General features: G+C 50.4%; 14 protein-coding genes. 2 read left to right on the top strand and 12 right to left on the bottom strand.

From position 1 onward, the window contains the following. Positions 1-48: 48 nt before the first annotated feature. From P0X86_RS11670 to lpdA, 4 genes are all read right to left on the bottom strand, one after another. Positions 49-1455 carry a dihydrolipoamide acetyltransferase family protein gene (locus tag P0X86_RS11670; RefSeq protein WP_096773245.1) on the bottom strand — a complete coding sequence of 469 codons (1407 nt, stop codon included), beginning with the start codon at positions 1453-1455 and terminating at the stop codon, positions 49-51. Positions 1456-1473: 18 nt separating this feature from the next. Then, a complete protein-coding gene (locus P0X86_RS11665) occupies positions 1474-2460 on the bottom strand; it encodes an alpha-ketoacid dehydrogenase subunit beta (protein ID WP_015734474.1) in 987 nt (328 codons plus the stop codon). A gap of 3 nt (positions 2461-2463) precedes the next feature. Beyond that, on the bottom strand, positions 2464-3492 hold the full coding sequence (locus tag P0X86_RS11660; protein ID WP_096773244.1) for a thiamine pyrophosphate-dependent dehydrogenase E1 component subunit alpha: 1029 nt from the start codon (positions 3490-3492) through the stop codon (positions 2464-2466). Positions 3493-3666: 174 nt separating this feature from the next. Further along, positions 3667-5088: a dihydrolipoyl dehydrogenase gene (lpdA, locus tag P0X86_RS11655; RefSeq protein WP_277748552.1), complete on the bottom strand. Its 1422-nt coding sequence runs from the start codon at positions 5086-5088 to the stop codon at positions 3667-3669. 157 nt (positions 5089-5245) lie between these two features. Between lpdA and P0X86_RS11650 the strand changes: the two genes are divergently transcribed. Next, positions 5246-5551 (top strand): DUF2627 domain-containing protein, encoded by a 306-nt coding sequence (locus tag P0X86_RS11650; RefSeq protein ID WP_009595214.1) that lies wholly within the window; start codon positions 5246-5248, stop codon positions 5549-5551. A gap of 64 nt (positions 5552-5615) precedes the next feature. Here the strand turns inward: P0X86_RS11650 and P0X86_RS11645 are convergent, their stop codons facing one another. The 6 genes from P0X86_RS11645 to P0X86_RS11620 form a co-directional block, all read right to left on the bottom strand. Further along, the gene (locus P0X86_RS11645; protein ID WP_213577719.1) at positions 5616-5828 is read right to left on the bottom strand and encodes a hypothetical protein; all 213 of its coding nucleotides are present in this window, start codon (positions 5826-5828) and stop codon (positions 5616-5618) included. A gap of 68 nt (positions 5829-5896) precedes the next feature. Further along, positions 5897-6784: an NAD-dependent epimerase/dehydratase family protein gene (locus P0X86_RS11640; protein ID WP_096773241.1), complete on the bottom strand. Its 888-nt coding sequence runs from the start codon at positions 6782-6784 to the stop codon at positions 5897-5899. 204 nt (positions 6785-6988) lie between these two features. Next, positions 6989-7963 (bottom strand): glycoside hydrolase family 43 protein, encoded by a 975-nt coding sequence (locus P0X86_RS11635; protein ID WP_277748551.1) that lies wholly within the window; start codon positions 7961-7963, stop codon positions 6989-6991. 78 nt (positions 7964-8041) lie between these two features. Next, a complete protein-coding gene (locus P0X86_RS11630) occupies positions 8042-8953 on the bottom strand; it encodes a carbohydrate ABC transporter permease (RefSeq protein WP_277748550.1) in 912 nt (303 codons plus the stop codon). 54 nt (positions 8954-9007) lie between these two features. Further along, positions 9008-9883, bottom strand: coding sequence for a carbohydrate ABC transporter permease (locus P0X86_RS11625; RefSeq protein ID WP_096773238.1), 876 nt, complete (start codon positions 9881-9883; stop codon positions 9008-9010). A gap of 81 nt (positions 9884-9964) precedes the next feature. Continuing rightward, the gene (locus P0X86_RS11620; protein ID WP_277748549.1) at positions 9965-11206 is read right to left on the bottom strand and encodes an extracellular solute-binding protein; all 1242 of its coding nucleotides are present in this window, start codon (positions 11204-11206) and stop codon (positions 9965-9967) included. Between the two features lie 275 nt (positions 11207-11481). Between P0X86_RS11620 and P0X86_RS11615 the strand changes: the two genes are divergently transcribed. Then, on the top strand, positions 11482-12384 hold the full coding sequence (locus P0X86_RS11615) for an ArsR/SmtB family transcription factor (protein ID WP_015734465.1): 903 nt from the start codon (positions 11482-11484) through the stop codon (positions 12382-12384). 253 nt (positions 12385-12637) lie between these two features. Here P0X86_RS11615 and spo0A read toward each other — a convergent pair whose 3' ends face one another. After that, positions 12638-13441 (bottom strand): sporulation transcription factor Spo0A, encoded by an 804-nt coding sequence (gene spo0A / locus P0X86_RS11610; protein WP_009591253.1) that lies wholly within the window; start codon positions 13439-13441, stop codon positions 12638-12640. Between the two features lie 195 nt (positions 13442-13636). Further along, positions 13637-14971 carry a SpoIVB peptidase gene (gene spoIVB, locus P0X86_RS11605; protein WP_015734464.1) on the bottom strand — a complete coding sequence of 445 codons (1335 nt, stop codon included), beginning with the start codon at positions 14969-14971 and terminating at the stop codon, positions 13637-13639. Between the last annotated feature and the right edge of the window lie 100 nt (positions 14972-15071).

Below are 15071 nucleotides of genomic sequence, written 5' to 3'. Positions count from 1 at the left end.
GAACCTCTTCCGAGGAATCAGTCCGCAGATCATGCTAGCAGACGTTGATTAATAGAGCTTCGTATCCAGGGTGTAGCCTTCCAGATTGTCTTTGACGCGCTGGAGGAATCGCCCGCAGATCACCCCGTCCAAAATCCGATGATCCAGGGACAAACACAGGTTTGCCATGGAACGAACCGCGATCATGTCATTGATGACCACCGGCTTTTTCACGATGGATTCAAATGTCAGAATCGCAGCCTGCGGATAATTGATGATCGGATAGGACAGAATCGAGCCGAAGGACCCCGTATTGTTAACCGTAAAGGTACCGCCCTGCATATCGTCCAGCTTCAGCTTGCCTTCACGTGTCTTGCGCGCTAGATCCTCGATCTCTCTCGCAAGGCCCGCGATATTCTTCTGATCGGCACGGTGGATGACCGGCGTCAGCACGGAATCCTCCGTTCCGACGGCCAAGGACAGATTGATATCGCGCTTCACCACGATTTTATCCACGGCCCAGAACGAATTCATGATCGGATAATCTTTAATGGCGTTCACTACGGCTTTCAGCAAAAAGGCCAGGTAGGTTAAATTAACCCCTTCCTTGCGTTTGAACTCATCCTTCAATTGATTGCGCAGCAGCACGATGTTGGTCACGTCGACTTCGATCATCGTCCAGGCATGCGGTATTTCCGTAACGCTTTGTCGCATGTTTCGGGCAATGGCATTCCGCATCGGCGTTACATCAATGAAGTATTCCGATCTTCCGCCTTCCATGCCCTCCACTTCAATGGTCGGAATTTTCGGCGATTCCGTTAAATGCAGCCCCGAATGGCGCACATCCGGAATGGCTGTGCCCAGAGGAGGCGACGGTTCTGCAGGCGTCTGATGCTGCAGCCCTTGAAACGGCGAAGACCCGCTCGGCTGCACTGCTTCTCTTTGCGCTTGCGCGCTAGGGAAAGACGCCGATCCGGCAGGAGCGCCTTGGCCTTGGGCTGCTCCCCCTTTTTCGATATAAGCCAATACGTCCTTACGGGTTATTCTTCCGCCCATGCCAGATCCCTGCACCTTCGAAAGATCGATCTGATGTTCCGCGGCCAGCGTCTGCACGGCAGGCGAGTATCGGAAACGCATCGAGCCTTCCTCGCTGCCTGCACCCTGCTGCGGATTCGCCGAAGCTGCTGCTGCCGGTTGGGGCGAAGGCGCGGTCCCTTCTCCCGAAGCGACCGCGATCCGGCAAATAATATCGCCGACATTGACGGTTTGGCCTTCCTGGGCAAGAATATCGCCCATGACGCCGTCCAGCGTGGATGGAATCTCGGCATTGACTTTATCGGTAATCACTTCACAAATCGGTTCATATTGCTCAATGGAATCCCCGGGCTTCTTCAGCCACTTGGCAATGGTCGCAGATACAAGGGATTCTGCCAGCTGAGGCATCGTAACATCGGTCAATTTCTGATTTTCGGACATGCTCACAACTCCCTGTTCTTAATAAAGCGCCAATTGACGCATGGATTCTTTGACTTTGTCCTTGTTAAGCATAAAGAATTTCTCCATCGGCGGACTGATTGGCATAGCCGGCACGTCCGGACCGCACAGGCGCATGATCGGAGCATCCAAATCGTACAAGCAGTGCTCTGCAATGATAGCGGATACTTCCCCGCCAACGCCGCCGGTCTTGTTATCCTCGTGAACGATCAGCACTTTCCCCGTAGCCCGGGCTGCGGCGATGATCGCGTCCCGGTCCAGCGGCTGTATGGTACGCAGGTCCAGCACATGCGCGCTGATGCCTTCTTCCTTCTCAAGCTCTTCGGCTGCCTGCATGGCGAAATGCAGCGGCAGGCTGTAGCTGATCACCGTAATATCCGAGCCTTCGCGCAGCAGGTTCGCTTTGCCGATCGGGACAACGTAATCGTCGTCCGGCACATCGCCGGTAATCAGCTTATAGCATTTCTTGTTCTCGAAGAACAGAACCGGATCCGGGTCGCGGATCGCCGCTTTCAGAAGCCCTTTTGCATCATAGGCCGAGTACGGCGCAACGATTTTCAATCCCGGCGTTCCGAAGAACACCGATTCCGGGCACTGGGAATGATACAAGCCCCCGAATATTCCGCCGCCGATCGGCGCGCGGATCACGACGGGGCAGCTCCAATCGTTATTGGAACGATAGCGGATTTTCGCCGCTTCGCTAATAATCTGGTTGGTTGCCGGGAACATGAAGTCCGAATACTGCATCTCGGCAATCGGCTTCATGCCGTACATGGCTGCACCAATAGCCACGCCGGCAATCGCGGATTCCGCGAGCGGGGTATCGAGCACCCTCATTTCGCCGAATTGATCCATCAAGCCCTTGGTGGTAGTAAACACGCCGCCTTTGACGCCCACGTCCTCGCCTAACACGAATACGGACTCGTCACGCTCCATCTCTTCCTTCATGGCCAGGCGTATTGCATCGATATATTCCATTACCGCCATCTCTTACGCGCCTCCTTCAGCATCGGCATATACGTGAAGAAGCGTATCTTCAGGCTTCGGAAACGGAGCCAAGTCTGCAGATTCCGTCGCTTCTTTGATCTCCAGGTTTAACTGCGCGATCAGATCCTGATCGCGTGTTTCGTCCCAGAGCCCGCAGTCGATCAAATAGTTCTTGAAACGGGCGACGCCGTCCTTCTTCCAGTTCTCTTCAACCTCTTCTTTGGTCCGGTACGCCAAATCGTTATCCGATGTGGAATGCGGAGACAAACGGTACATCATGGATTCGATCAACGTTGGTCCTTCCCCTCGGATCGCGCGTTCCCGCGCTTCCTTCACGGCCGCGTAAACTTCAAGAGCGTCGTTGCCGTCCACTCGAACACCCGGAAAACCGTACCCGAGCGCGCGGTCGCTGACCTTTCCGCTAATCTGTTTATGAAGCGGAACCGAAATGGCGTATTGGTTATTCTCGCACATGATAATGACGGGGAGCTTATGAACGCCGGCAAAGTTGCAGCCTTCATGGAAATCGCCCTGATTGCTCGAGCCTTCGCCAAACGTAACAAACGATACAAAATCCTTCTTCTGCATCTTCGCGGCAAGCGCGATGCCCACGGCATGCGGAACCTGGGTCGTTACAGGGCTGGAGCCGGTCACGATCCGCAGGCGTTTACTGCCGAAGTGGCCCGGCATCTGCCGTCCGCCGCTGTTCGGATCCTCGGCCTTGGCAAAAGCCGACAGCATTAATTCGCGAGGCGTCATGCCAACCGCCAATACGAATCCGTAGTCGCGGTAATAAGGTAGAAAATAATCCTTCTCCCGGTCGAGGGCAAAAGCAGCAGCAACCTGACATGCCTCCTGCCCGATTCCGGAAACGTGAAAATTAATTTTGCCCGCACGCTGCAGCAGCAGATTGCGCTCATCGAATTTTCGCGCCAGCACCATATATTTGTACATGTCCAGCACTTGTCCGTCGGTCAGTCCAAGCTGCTCATGCCTATTGTTGTTTGCCGTAACCGTTTCATGTTCTTTCATGGAGATCCCTCCTTTATGTGAGCCATGACTTCAGGCTTGATCCGCCTCGCAACCTGAGTTTGAGGCATATTAGATCAAGTATTAAAACCTGGTACTAAGACTTGGCTTAATGATATTATAATCCCTTTCTCGGCAAAAAGAAATGAGGGATTCCACAAAAGAATATCCTCATTCCTACAAACCGATCGCTCGTCCATCCACGGCAAGCATCGCTTCGCCGATGATTTCGGATAATGACGGATGGGCGTGGACCGCCGTGCCGACTTCCCATGGGGTCGCATCCAGCACTTGTGCAAGAGCCGCTTCGCCAATGAGCTCGGTTACATGCGGACCGATCATATGCACGCCCAGAATATCCTGCGTCTTCTGATCGGCAATGACTTTTACGAAACCTTCCTTTGTTCCGTGGATCAAAGATTTGCCGATCGCCGAAAACGGGAATCTGCCGATCTTGATCTCATGTCCGCGTTCTTTCGCCTGCTTCTCCGTCAGCCCGACGCTGGCTACCTCATGACGGGTGTAAATACAGCGCGGGATCCATTCGCTGCGGTAGGCCTCCGTCTTCTCGCCTGCCAGATGGTTCACGGCAGCAATCCCTTCATGGCTGGCCGCATGCGCGAGCTGAAGACCCCCGATGCAATCGCCGATCGCGTAAATATGGGGCTCCGTTGTCTGCATATTCCCGTTCACGGCAATGATGCCGTTCTCCACGCGAACATCGGTATTCTCAAGTCCGATATTCTCGGTATTGCCCACTCTTCCGACAGAGAGCAGCAGCTTGTCCGCTGACAACGTTCTTGTGTCATCCTTATGCTCGATCGCGATGGACACGCTTTGATTCCGGATCTCACAGCTGTCGGTTAATAGCTTGATGTTCGTGATAACCTCTACGCCCCTGGCGCTGAGCATCTTCGACAGCTCGCGTCCGATCTCCTCATCCTCCGAAGGCAGCAAATGGGATGAAGCTTCCACAATCGTGACCTGAACTCCGAAATCATTCAGCATCGAGGCCCATTCCACGCCGATTACGCCGCCCCCCACGATAATCATGGATGAGGGAAGCTCATCCAGCTGAAGCGCATGGTCGCTAGTCAATATATGTATGCCGTCAGGCTCTAATCCCGGTAAGTGACGCGGACGCGATCCGGTCGCAATGATCAGGTGGGTGGGAACCACGGTTTCCATCTCGCCATCCGGAAGCTCAACCGCTACGGCCCCGCTGCGCGGAGAGAAAATGGACGGGCCGATAACTCTCCCTTTGCCCTGCACGACGGTGATTTTATTTTTACGCATCAAATATTGGACGCCCTGGTGCAGCTTCTCCACAATGCCGTCCTTCCGTTTCTGCACTTTGTTAAACGATAGACGGACTCCGTCCGTCTCGATTCCATAGCTCTCGCTATCCTTCATTTCTACATAAAGCTCGGCGCTTCGAAGCAATGCTTTGCTCGGAATGCACCCGCGGTGCAAGCAGGTCCCTCCCAATTTGTCCTGCTCGATGATAACCACATTTTTACCGAGCTGGGCTGCACGGATGGCTGCAACATATCCACCGGTACCTCCGCCAAGAATTGCTACATCACATGTTATAGCCACAAACGGCACCTCCATCATAAGTCCAGTTATACACTTTCATTGTACTCTCTTTTTTTCGGATTACAAAATCGTCATCCATAATCGAAATAGACATCCCCTTATGAAAAAGGTATGATAAACGGTAGTTTAATACATCAGTCGCAGGAAGGAATCTTCTATGAAAATGTTAATTTCCCGCTTTATTGCCATCTTGATTTTGGTTATTCCGGGTTTTATGGCAATGAAGGGTTTCTTGATGATGAAGGATGCGGTTTTTCTATATATTGCCGTGCATGGGGACGACAACGTGGCGAACCCCGCTTTCGGTTGGCTTTCTTTTCTTGGCGGACTGGCCCTGTTCGTCATCGGCATCGGTTTCCTGGGCGGCTGGATTCTGTTCCGCGACCGCAAACGGAATTACGTCGGTCCGAGATTCAAAAAGAAGCGCCCGGCAACAAAATCAGGAACGCCGTCCAAAAGCTGATTCACCCATACAAAACAAACACCGGGGAGCGCTCCCCGGTGTTTGTTTGTTTTGGCCCAATTTGTTATTCCATGAGGGCATCCTTCAATTTACTCGACATTCTATTTTCTTTGGAGGCTGCTTTTAGGGCGGTTCGCCGCAGATTGACATTCTGTCTCGTTAAAGCTTCGATTTCTTCATACATCGCATGGATTAACGTCAGGGCATCCGGAGATAAACCTCCCTTGGATTCCGCCTCCTGTATACGCTCTTTCCATGCTTCCATCTTGTCGCTCATGCTGATCTTCCTTTCAGGGCAATTCCCTATTTTCCGTCTTCAACCCCATGCTTCCTACGTCCGTATCATTAACGAACCTTCAAATCGGCGGACAATTCCGCTATCAATTTCGGCATCCAATCGTGCAAATCCCAAAATTTAAAGCCGGCGGCTGCGGCTTTGGCATGATCCATCGTCCAATCACCCGGAATGCCGAACGGAGACATGTGATCCGGTGCCGCCGATGACTGGAGCGGTGCCGTCCTCCCGATTTCCTGCTGGATCAAGCCCATCATTTCCCGTACCGAAATCGTGCCGCTCGAACATGCATTAACCGGGCCTTCCAAATGGACTCGGCCTGCCCACTCCAGAAATTCTGCCGCTTCTTCGGCATGCACAAACGAGATTTGCGCGTCGGGATCCGGCAAACCAATGGCTTCCCCGCTCGCAGCATGTTCAATATGGAAAAGCAGCCTTCGCGTGTAATCATCCGGTCCAAGCACAATCGGCAGCCGGACGGCGGTTACATTGAGGTTATGGCGACCGAACAATACCGCCTCCGCCTGGCGCTTGCCTTCCTTGTAGCTGTAGTCCCTGCTTTCATTCATCATGACCGGGTATCTGTAAGGATCAAAGTCTTCTTCCCTCACCGGATGATCCGCAAAATCATATACCGACAACGTGGAGGTCAGCACATATTGTCCTACACGTCCGGCAAATAAATCCGCTGCTTGTCCCGCTTCTTCCGGCGTATAACATATATTATCATATACGATATCAAAATCCTGGCTCCCCACTGCCTGCTTTAAGCTTTCCGGATCTTTCCGATCCGCGGCAAGCCGCGAAACGGCACCCCCGAATGGATCCTGGTGTTGTCCGCGCGTCAAAATCGTAACGGCATCGCCGTTAGCCACCAGCCGGTTAACCAGCCTTTTGCCAAAAAAGCGGGTTCCGCCCAATACTAATATCTTTGCCATTTATAATTCCTCCCTACCAGGAAATAAGTATATCGTTAATAAAAACGATTCTTACTACACCCTTAACCATTCAAACAGGTTTCCTGTCCTTTTTTCTCCATCCGTATCGCAGACTCCTTCTTTTCTCCTATTTAATATTATGCAGCTGCCCGCCTCGGAATTTAAAAAAACCGACCCAGCATTTAAGCTGGGTCGGTTTCAAGGTCATGACTCGGATATCATGGCATGATCCGCTCTCGGCACACCGAAATTCGGCGTACCGTCTTCATTCCACCGGATGATCTGTACGCGCGCATGGCGGTTCGGATCATATAGCGGATCACCCACGATCTCCTTGTAACTACGGGCATGGTAAACCAGGATGTCCTGCAGGCCGTCCTCGGAGACCGTGAAGCTGTTGTGTCCCGGCCCGTATTGGCCATTGGCTTCCGATGTCGTAAATACGGGTAAAGGTGACTTCACCCAGGAGCCCGGATCCAGCAAATCGCTGTCCTCATCGGCCGTCAGCAGGCCCATCGCATAGTTATGGTCCGTGGCGCTTGCCGAATAGGTCATGAATATGCGGCCGTTTCGCTTCAGGACGGCGGCTCCTTCATTCACCAGATAGCCGATCTTCTCCCAATCATATTCGGGAACCGATATGCAAACCTGTTCCCCTGTCAGGGTCCAGGGATTTTCCATCAAGGAGATATAGAGATTCGAGTTGCCCGGAATGGCCGGATCTTTCTGGGCCCATACATAATATCGTTGCCCCTTATGCTCGAACGTGGTTGCGTCCAGTGCAAAAGACTCCCACTTCGTGATCACTTGTCCCTTCTCCACCCATTCCCCTTCCAGCGGGTTCGCCGAAGCGTTCTCCAGCACGAACATGCGGTGATCAAACAACCCGTCCCTCGTTTCGGACGTATGGGCCGCTGCGTAATACACGTACCATTTGCCCTCTATGTGATGAAGCTCGGGCGCCCATATATTGGCGCTCATCAAACCCGAATCATGCTTGCGCCAAATCGTTATGCCTTCCGCAACCGCAAGCCCTTGGATCGTTTCCGAGCGTCTAAGCTCGATCCGGTCATATTCCGGCACGGAACCGGTAAAGTAATAAAAACCATCGCTATGTTTAAAGATCCAGGGATCTGCCCTCTGCTCGATCAGGGGATTTTTTATATATAATTCAGTCATGGTGACGACTCCTATACCTTGTAGTTTGACTTCGTTAGCTTTCGGTTTACTTGCTCTTCATTTCCGTTCTTCAAAAAACTATCCTTTGATACCCGCGTTTAAGTTGATCGACTGCACAAAATATTTCTGGGCAAACAGGAACAACAGCAGCGTCGGAATGATGGCCAGGATCGCGGAACCCATCAATTGTCCGATCATGCGATAATTGCCGTAGATGTCCTGCAGCAGCAGCAATCCTGCCGTAACCGGCATCTTCTCCACGTCGGTATACACGATGACCGGCCAGAGGAAATCATTCCAGGAACCCGTGAATGAAAACAGGCCGCATACAATCAACACAGGCTTCATCAGCGGCAAAATGATAGAATAATAGATTCTAAAGTCACCCGCGCCGTCCACGCGTGCCGATTCGTCCAGATCCTTGGGAACGCCCATCATGAATTGTCTGACCAAGAAAATGTTTCCCATGCCTGCCAAACCTGGAATAATCATCGCCCATGAGGTGTTTACCCACCCCAGCGCATCTATGATTTTGTAGGACGGAATCAGGTTCACGACTCCGGGAAAGAAGGAAATCCCCAGCAAAGTAAAGAACAAGGTATCTCTTCCTTTAAAGTTCATGCGGGAGTACCCGTAGCCGGTGATGGAAATGACCACGATCACCAGCAGCGTATGCATCGTTGCGATAAAGACGGAGTTCATCAACCAGCGCAGGATCGGGGCCGTCGACGTATTTTGCAGGATCTTGACATAATTATCGAATATCCAGTTGTCGGGCAGCAGACTGAAACCGCTGGATACGACCTCCGCCTGGGACCGGAACGATGTGGTAATGCCAAAGATGACCGGAATCGCCCATATCACGCACAACAGGATGAGGAATGTATAAGCCATATATTTGGACACGCTAATGTTGGTTGAAGCCTTCTTCGGACCGGAGCGGGCAAGCTTAGTATCCGCGTTCGCTTCATGTACTACCGGGTTCGACATTGCACAGTACACCTACCTTTTATCGTTTCCGTCGTTTGCAAGCAGAATATGCCGCTAGGACGCGTTTCGGTTCATCACATAATATTGAAAGGCTGAAATGACCAGAATGACCAGTCCGAGCAGCACCGCCATCGCGGATGCCATGCCGGCAATGGATTCCCCGTGGCCGAAGGCCAGCTGGCGAATATACATCATCAATACCGTCGTGCTCTGTCTGGGTCCTCCGTCCGTCATCATTAATGGCTGACCGAATACGTTGAAAGCTCCGGCGGTCGTCATGACAAAGGTATAAATCAGCGGGAAACGAATGGAGGGCAGCGTAATGCTCGAAAATCTGCGGACGGGCCCCGCTCCGTCCATCTCGGCCGACTCGTACAAATCCTTGGATACTCCGCTGATGGAAGCCCGGTAGATGATCATGTTTCCACCGACTCCGCCCCAAACCGTAATGACAATAATGATCAGCCAGGCATAAGGCTGGTTGGCGGCCCAGACCGTTTCGGAGCCGAAGACGTTGTTCGTGATCCCAAGCTGCTTGTTAAATATCAATGACCAGATCAGTGCCGCTGCGGAAATCGAAATTAATCCGGGAATATAGAGAATGGATTGAATGACGTTTTTCATTTTTACTTTTTTGTGTTCGAGCGACACCGCGATCATTAACGGGATAACGATTAATATCGGTACGCTCAGAACTACGAAGATCAACGTATTTTTTAATCCGTTCATAAATTGGGTATAGAAGGTGGACTCCGCATCAAACAGAATCGTTTTATAGTTGGCCAGGCCGACCCATACCGGGTCATTGATCAGATTCCATTGCGTAAACGAAGCATAGATCCCGTATAGGGTCGGTAATAGAATAAACACGATGAATAGAATCAGATGGGGACCTACAAAGAAATAAGGTGTCAGCGACTTCTTTTTCATACCCTTTCATTTCTCCTTTGGAAAAGAAAAGCGCCATGAGGTTTGGACGCTTTTCTTTTTTTCAATCGGCTCTGCCTTCATTTACTTTGCGGCACTGTTGCCTTCTGCGATTTTATCCTCTACGAACTTCTGCATCGTCGCCAGGGTTTCGTCGATATCGACGTTGCCCCGTACAATATCCGCTGCATATGTATCTACGGCCTCGGCAACATATGGATAGTACTCGTAAGTGTAAATGTACAAGGATTCAATTTCTTTTTCGTTGGACGTGAAGAATGATTGAATATAGTTATTGTAGTCCGGACTCTCAATGACTTGTTTACTCGCTACGATCTGACCCGCTTTTGCCCACTCGATCGAGTGTTGGCGAATGAACTCCAGGAATTGGCCGATGGCCTGCTCTTTTTCATCCGTTCTCTTCTCGTTCTTCAGCATGGAGAACAGGTGGGAGGATGCTCGGTTTGTATATTTATCCGCACTCGTCGAATAAATGTTGGTTACGCCAAAGTCAAGGCCGTCAACCGCGGCATGGGCCGTCGAGCTCCACGTGCCGTCTGTGGAGAATAAAACGTTTCCAGCTTGGAACATCAGGTAGCCGTCTTCGCCAAATGGTGTCATTAAACCCGCGTCGGCTATTTTCTTAATCTCCGTAAATGCCTGCTTCATGGCTTCCGTATTGACTGCAGGCTTGCCGTCTTGCTGGATGTCTCCGCCCAGATTCTGTATTTGAGCCAACACAACCCAGCCCAACAGCGCGTCATTGACCACGTAATCGCCCTCATCCAGCTTGCCTTGCAGCGACAACATTTCATCGATGGTCACGACATCGTCATCCAGGAAACTTTCAACATTGTATTTCTTGAGCAGATTTTTGTTGTAGTACATCGCGTTGCTGTGGATATCAAGCGGTACCGTATATTGGGTGCCTTCCACGTTTCCGGTTGCCCAGGCCTGCGGCAGATAATTGTCCTCTTTCAATTCCGACTGCGCTTGCATGACTGCCGTCATCGGCTCCAACACGCCCTGCTTAACGAAGCTTGGAACGCGGTCCGCGTGGATGATGGAAAGATCGGGAACGCCTTTGCCGGAATTAATAACGGTGGATATCTTCGTATACATGTCGGAAGTGATGACATGCTTCACTTTATACTCGGGATTGGTGGCATTGTAATCCTTAACGAGCTGATCCATGTAAGCCCCGTCATCACCCGTCAATGGCGTCCAGAAGGTAAGGGTGTTCTTGTCGCCGTTTCCGCAACCTCCCAGTACCGCTACCGCTAACAATGCAAGTATCAGTGAAACCCCCATTTTTTTCTTCAACAAACTCTCCTCCTATTACTAATCATTTGGTTAATCATTCACCGGCCAGAATCATGAAAACGATTAACTTTGGTTCAGTATACACTCGCGCTGAAAGCGGTGTCAATAACTTATATATAAATCTTAGTTATCATTTTTATTTTTGATTAACTTTTTTGTTAATTATATTGTTGAAAAAATGTGTGTTTAAATGCCAAGATTTATATACAGGTTAATAATGCCTGTGTTATGATGCATATTAGTTAATAATTGAAAAACTTGTTGAAAGAAGTGGTCATATGCAATTGGAAATAGACAAGTCATCGCTTGTGGTTTACGAGGCTTTGGCCAGCGAAGTTCGCATCAAGATTATTCAGCTGCTCTCCAAAAACAAAATGAACATCAAAGATTTGGCGCAGGAGCTTCAAATCAGCAGTCCGATCGTGACGAAGCATATTAAAAAACTAGAAGATGCCGGCATTATCCGGACAGAGAAGGTGCCGGGAAAATCGGGGCAGCAGAAAATTTCGATCCTGAAGGTGGATCACATTGAAATCAACTTCCCCAAAAAGATCTTCCATTCCTTTGCTTCTTATGAAGCCTCGGTGCCGATCGGGCATTACACCGACTATGACCTGAAGCCTACGTGCGGCCTTGCTACCGAGAAGGAGTTCATCGGACGGGTTGACGAACCCAAGTACTTTATGGATCCCAAGCGCGTGGATGCGGAAATCCTGTGGTTTACCGAGGGGTTCATCCAATACAACATCGCCAACTTTCTGCAAAAGGATGAGAAGCTGCAGCAATTCGAAATCAGTTTGGAGATATCGTCCGAGTTTCCTTTCTCCAATGATGTGTGGCCATCGGACATTACGTTTTCCCTGAACGGAATGGAGCTCGGCACGTGGACGAGCCCAGGGGATTTTGCGGATACGCGGGGGAAATATACGCCTGAATGGTGGCCGCACAACATCAACCAATACGGCCTGCTGAAAACGATTCGGATTACCAGCCACGGCACGTATATCGATGGCGATCCTCTCTCAACCGTCTCCGTGGACGACCTGAATTCGGCATGTGATCGCTGGACCTTTCGTATCGAAGTCAAGGAAGACGCGAAGCATGTTGGAGGCGCTACGTTATTCGGCAAGAAATTCGGAAACCATGCCCAGGATATCCAGTTCAAAATGTATTATCTGTGAGGAAATCGATGGTACGGCAGCACCGGAAGGAGATTACTGGGTGGTGATGTAATCTTAGTAAAAAAAACAAACCAGCCGCTGATCCGGCTGGTTTGTTTGTCCTGATGAATTCCGTCCTGAAACATAAAATCACTCCTTCACAGGTTACGATAGCCGCAACCAATAAAGGAGTGATTTCAATAAATCGCTCAAGTAGACATTTAGGTGTGCAACGTCCATGTCCCTAAATCCCTTCCTCTTAGTCCTTACCCTTTCAAGAGACCTTATGCTCGATCCGAAGCTTGTCTGCCACCATGGCAATGAACTCGCTGTTGGTCGGCTTCGATTTGCTGATGTTAATGGTGTAGCCGAACAAGTGGCTGATGGAATCGATGTTACCGCGCGTCCAAGCCACTTCAATGGCATGCCGGATCGCCCGCTCCACTCGGGATGGCGTTGTTTTGAACTTCTCAGCGATGGCCGGATACAGCGTTTTGGTAATCGCGCCAAGAATTTCGATATTGTTGTATACCATGGTAATGGCTTCGCGCAGATATTGATATCCCTTGATATGAGCCGGAACGCCGATTTCATGGATAATGGAAGTGATATTCGCGTCCAAGTTCTTGCCCTTGCCCATAGGAACCACATTGGATTTCATGCTTGTAAACGGAGTGCCGGAGGAAATGCTGCTCGGCGAACCCACGAGCTGTCGAATGCGGCTGGCGAGCACCTCCATGTCAAACGGCTTTAAAATATAATAGGAAGCACCCAACTGCACCGCGCGCTGCGTAATATTCTCTTGACCGAACGCCGTGAGCATAATGACTTTCGGCTGCGGAGACAGATTCATGTCGCGTAAACGCTCGAGCACCCCAAGCCCGTCCAAATGAGGCATAATAATATCAAGGATCAGTACGTCCGGTACTTTTCCGGATTCCTCAATCATGCTCAGTACTTCTTCGCCATTATAAGCGATTCCGGATACCACCATATCTTGTTGATCCGAAATGTATTCGCCGAGCAGGTTTGTAAATTCACGGTTGTCGTCTGCCAATAATACCTCAATCTTTTGCAATTCGTGCTCCTCCTTTATCAGATCAGTTGTTATTTTAGAACATTTTTCTGTTTATAAAGTTTTCGACATGCTTATTTAAATTCCTTCTGTCGAAAATTATTTTTCTTTATTTTTTTTTGAAGTTGATTTATAATTAAATATTTTGTTTCAAATTAATCTCTATTTCGTTCTTTTACGACAAAAAATCTCAAGGCATTAACCTGCCTTAAGATTTTGAGGTGTTGATTCTGTAGATTGTAGTACGCCGGAATCTTGAAGCATCCACTCGATAAAGCACCCATATCCCGACTTAGGGTCGTTTACAAACACATGGGTTACCGCTCCAATCAGCTTGCCGTCCTGAACGATGGGACTGCCGCTCATGCCCTGCACGATCCCGCCGGTTTTCTTAAGCAGCCTTGGATCGGTAATGCGCAGCACCATTCCTTTGGTCGCTGGAGCGTCCTGTTTGGAGACGTGAACGATCTCCACCGTAAAGCGTTCGACTTCCTGGCCTTCAACGACGGTTAATATTTCAGCGGGACCTTCCTTCACCTCATGGGAAAAAGCAACGGGAATCGGCTCCTGATACAGTCCGTGATCCGGAAGCTGATTCATTTTACCGAAAATGCCGAAATGGGTATTGCGCTCGACATTGCCTAAAATCTTGCCGTCTTTGGTGAAGGTTGCCCTTTTCTCTCCGGGCTCGCCTTCTTCGCTACGGCTAATCGAGGTGACGTTGGATTGAACGATCTGGCCGCTTCCAACATCAATGGGGGTCTGAGTATTCATGTCGGTGATGACATGACCGAGCGCTCCGTAGACCTTCTGGTGAGGCGCATAAAAGGTAAGCGTCCCTACGCCTGCTGCGGAATCACGGATATACAGGCCAAGGCGCCAGCTTTGATCCTCTTGGTCATAGGCGGGACTCAGCTTAGTTTTCATTACCTTGCCGTCCCGTTTAAAGGATATGTCCAGCGGCCGATTCGCTTTACCGGCCTTCTCGACGATCTCGGCAACCTTCGTGACATCGTTAAGCGGCTTTCCATCCATCGTTGTAAGCAGGTCGCCAAGCTTTAGGCCGGCAGCTTCGCCGGGAGACACTTTGGCCCCGTTTTGAACCCGTACCAGATGATGTCCGACCACCAGTATACCGGAGGATTTCACCTTGACGCCTATGGTTTGGCCTCCCGGTATGACTTTAAGTTCCGGCATCACTTTGACATGGACAGTCTTCAGAGGAATTGTACCGAATAATTTCAGGGTCACTTCTGCGTTTCCGCTTTGCTGGGGATTGAGCTGCAGCGGCTGTTTCAACGATACTTGAAGTTTCGATTCCCGGGAGCCGTTTAGCTGCAGGACATCCGGTCGATCAACTGAAGCGAGGGCTTGCACAGGCATGGCAACATCAAGTCGGGACTGCTGACCGGTAATCAATCTCAGTTCATCGGGCAATGAGGCAAAAGATTGGACAGGATCAGCAGTTCCAATGAAACAAAGAAGGAAAGCAAGAACGAAACCGAGCAGTTTTCTCCTGAGGTTGGGCTTCAATGGCTGTCACGCTCCCTTTTTCTTCTTTCGCTTGACGAAAAGGTGGTCGCCAATTGCGTACCTTTAAGTTACCCTGCCCTTATGGTTTTATAACTGTCAA

Origin of the sequence: Paenibacillus sp. BR1-192 (genome assembly GCF_029542445.1) — a bacterium.
Classification (GTDB): domain Bacteria; phylum Bacillota; class Bacilli; order Paenibacillales; family Paenibacillaceae; genus Paenibacillus_AQ; species Paenibacillus_AQ lautus_A.
This window is presented reverse-complemented; position numbering and strand designations above follow the sequence as displayed.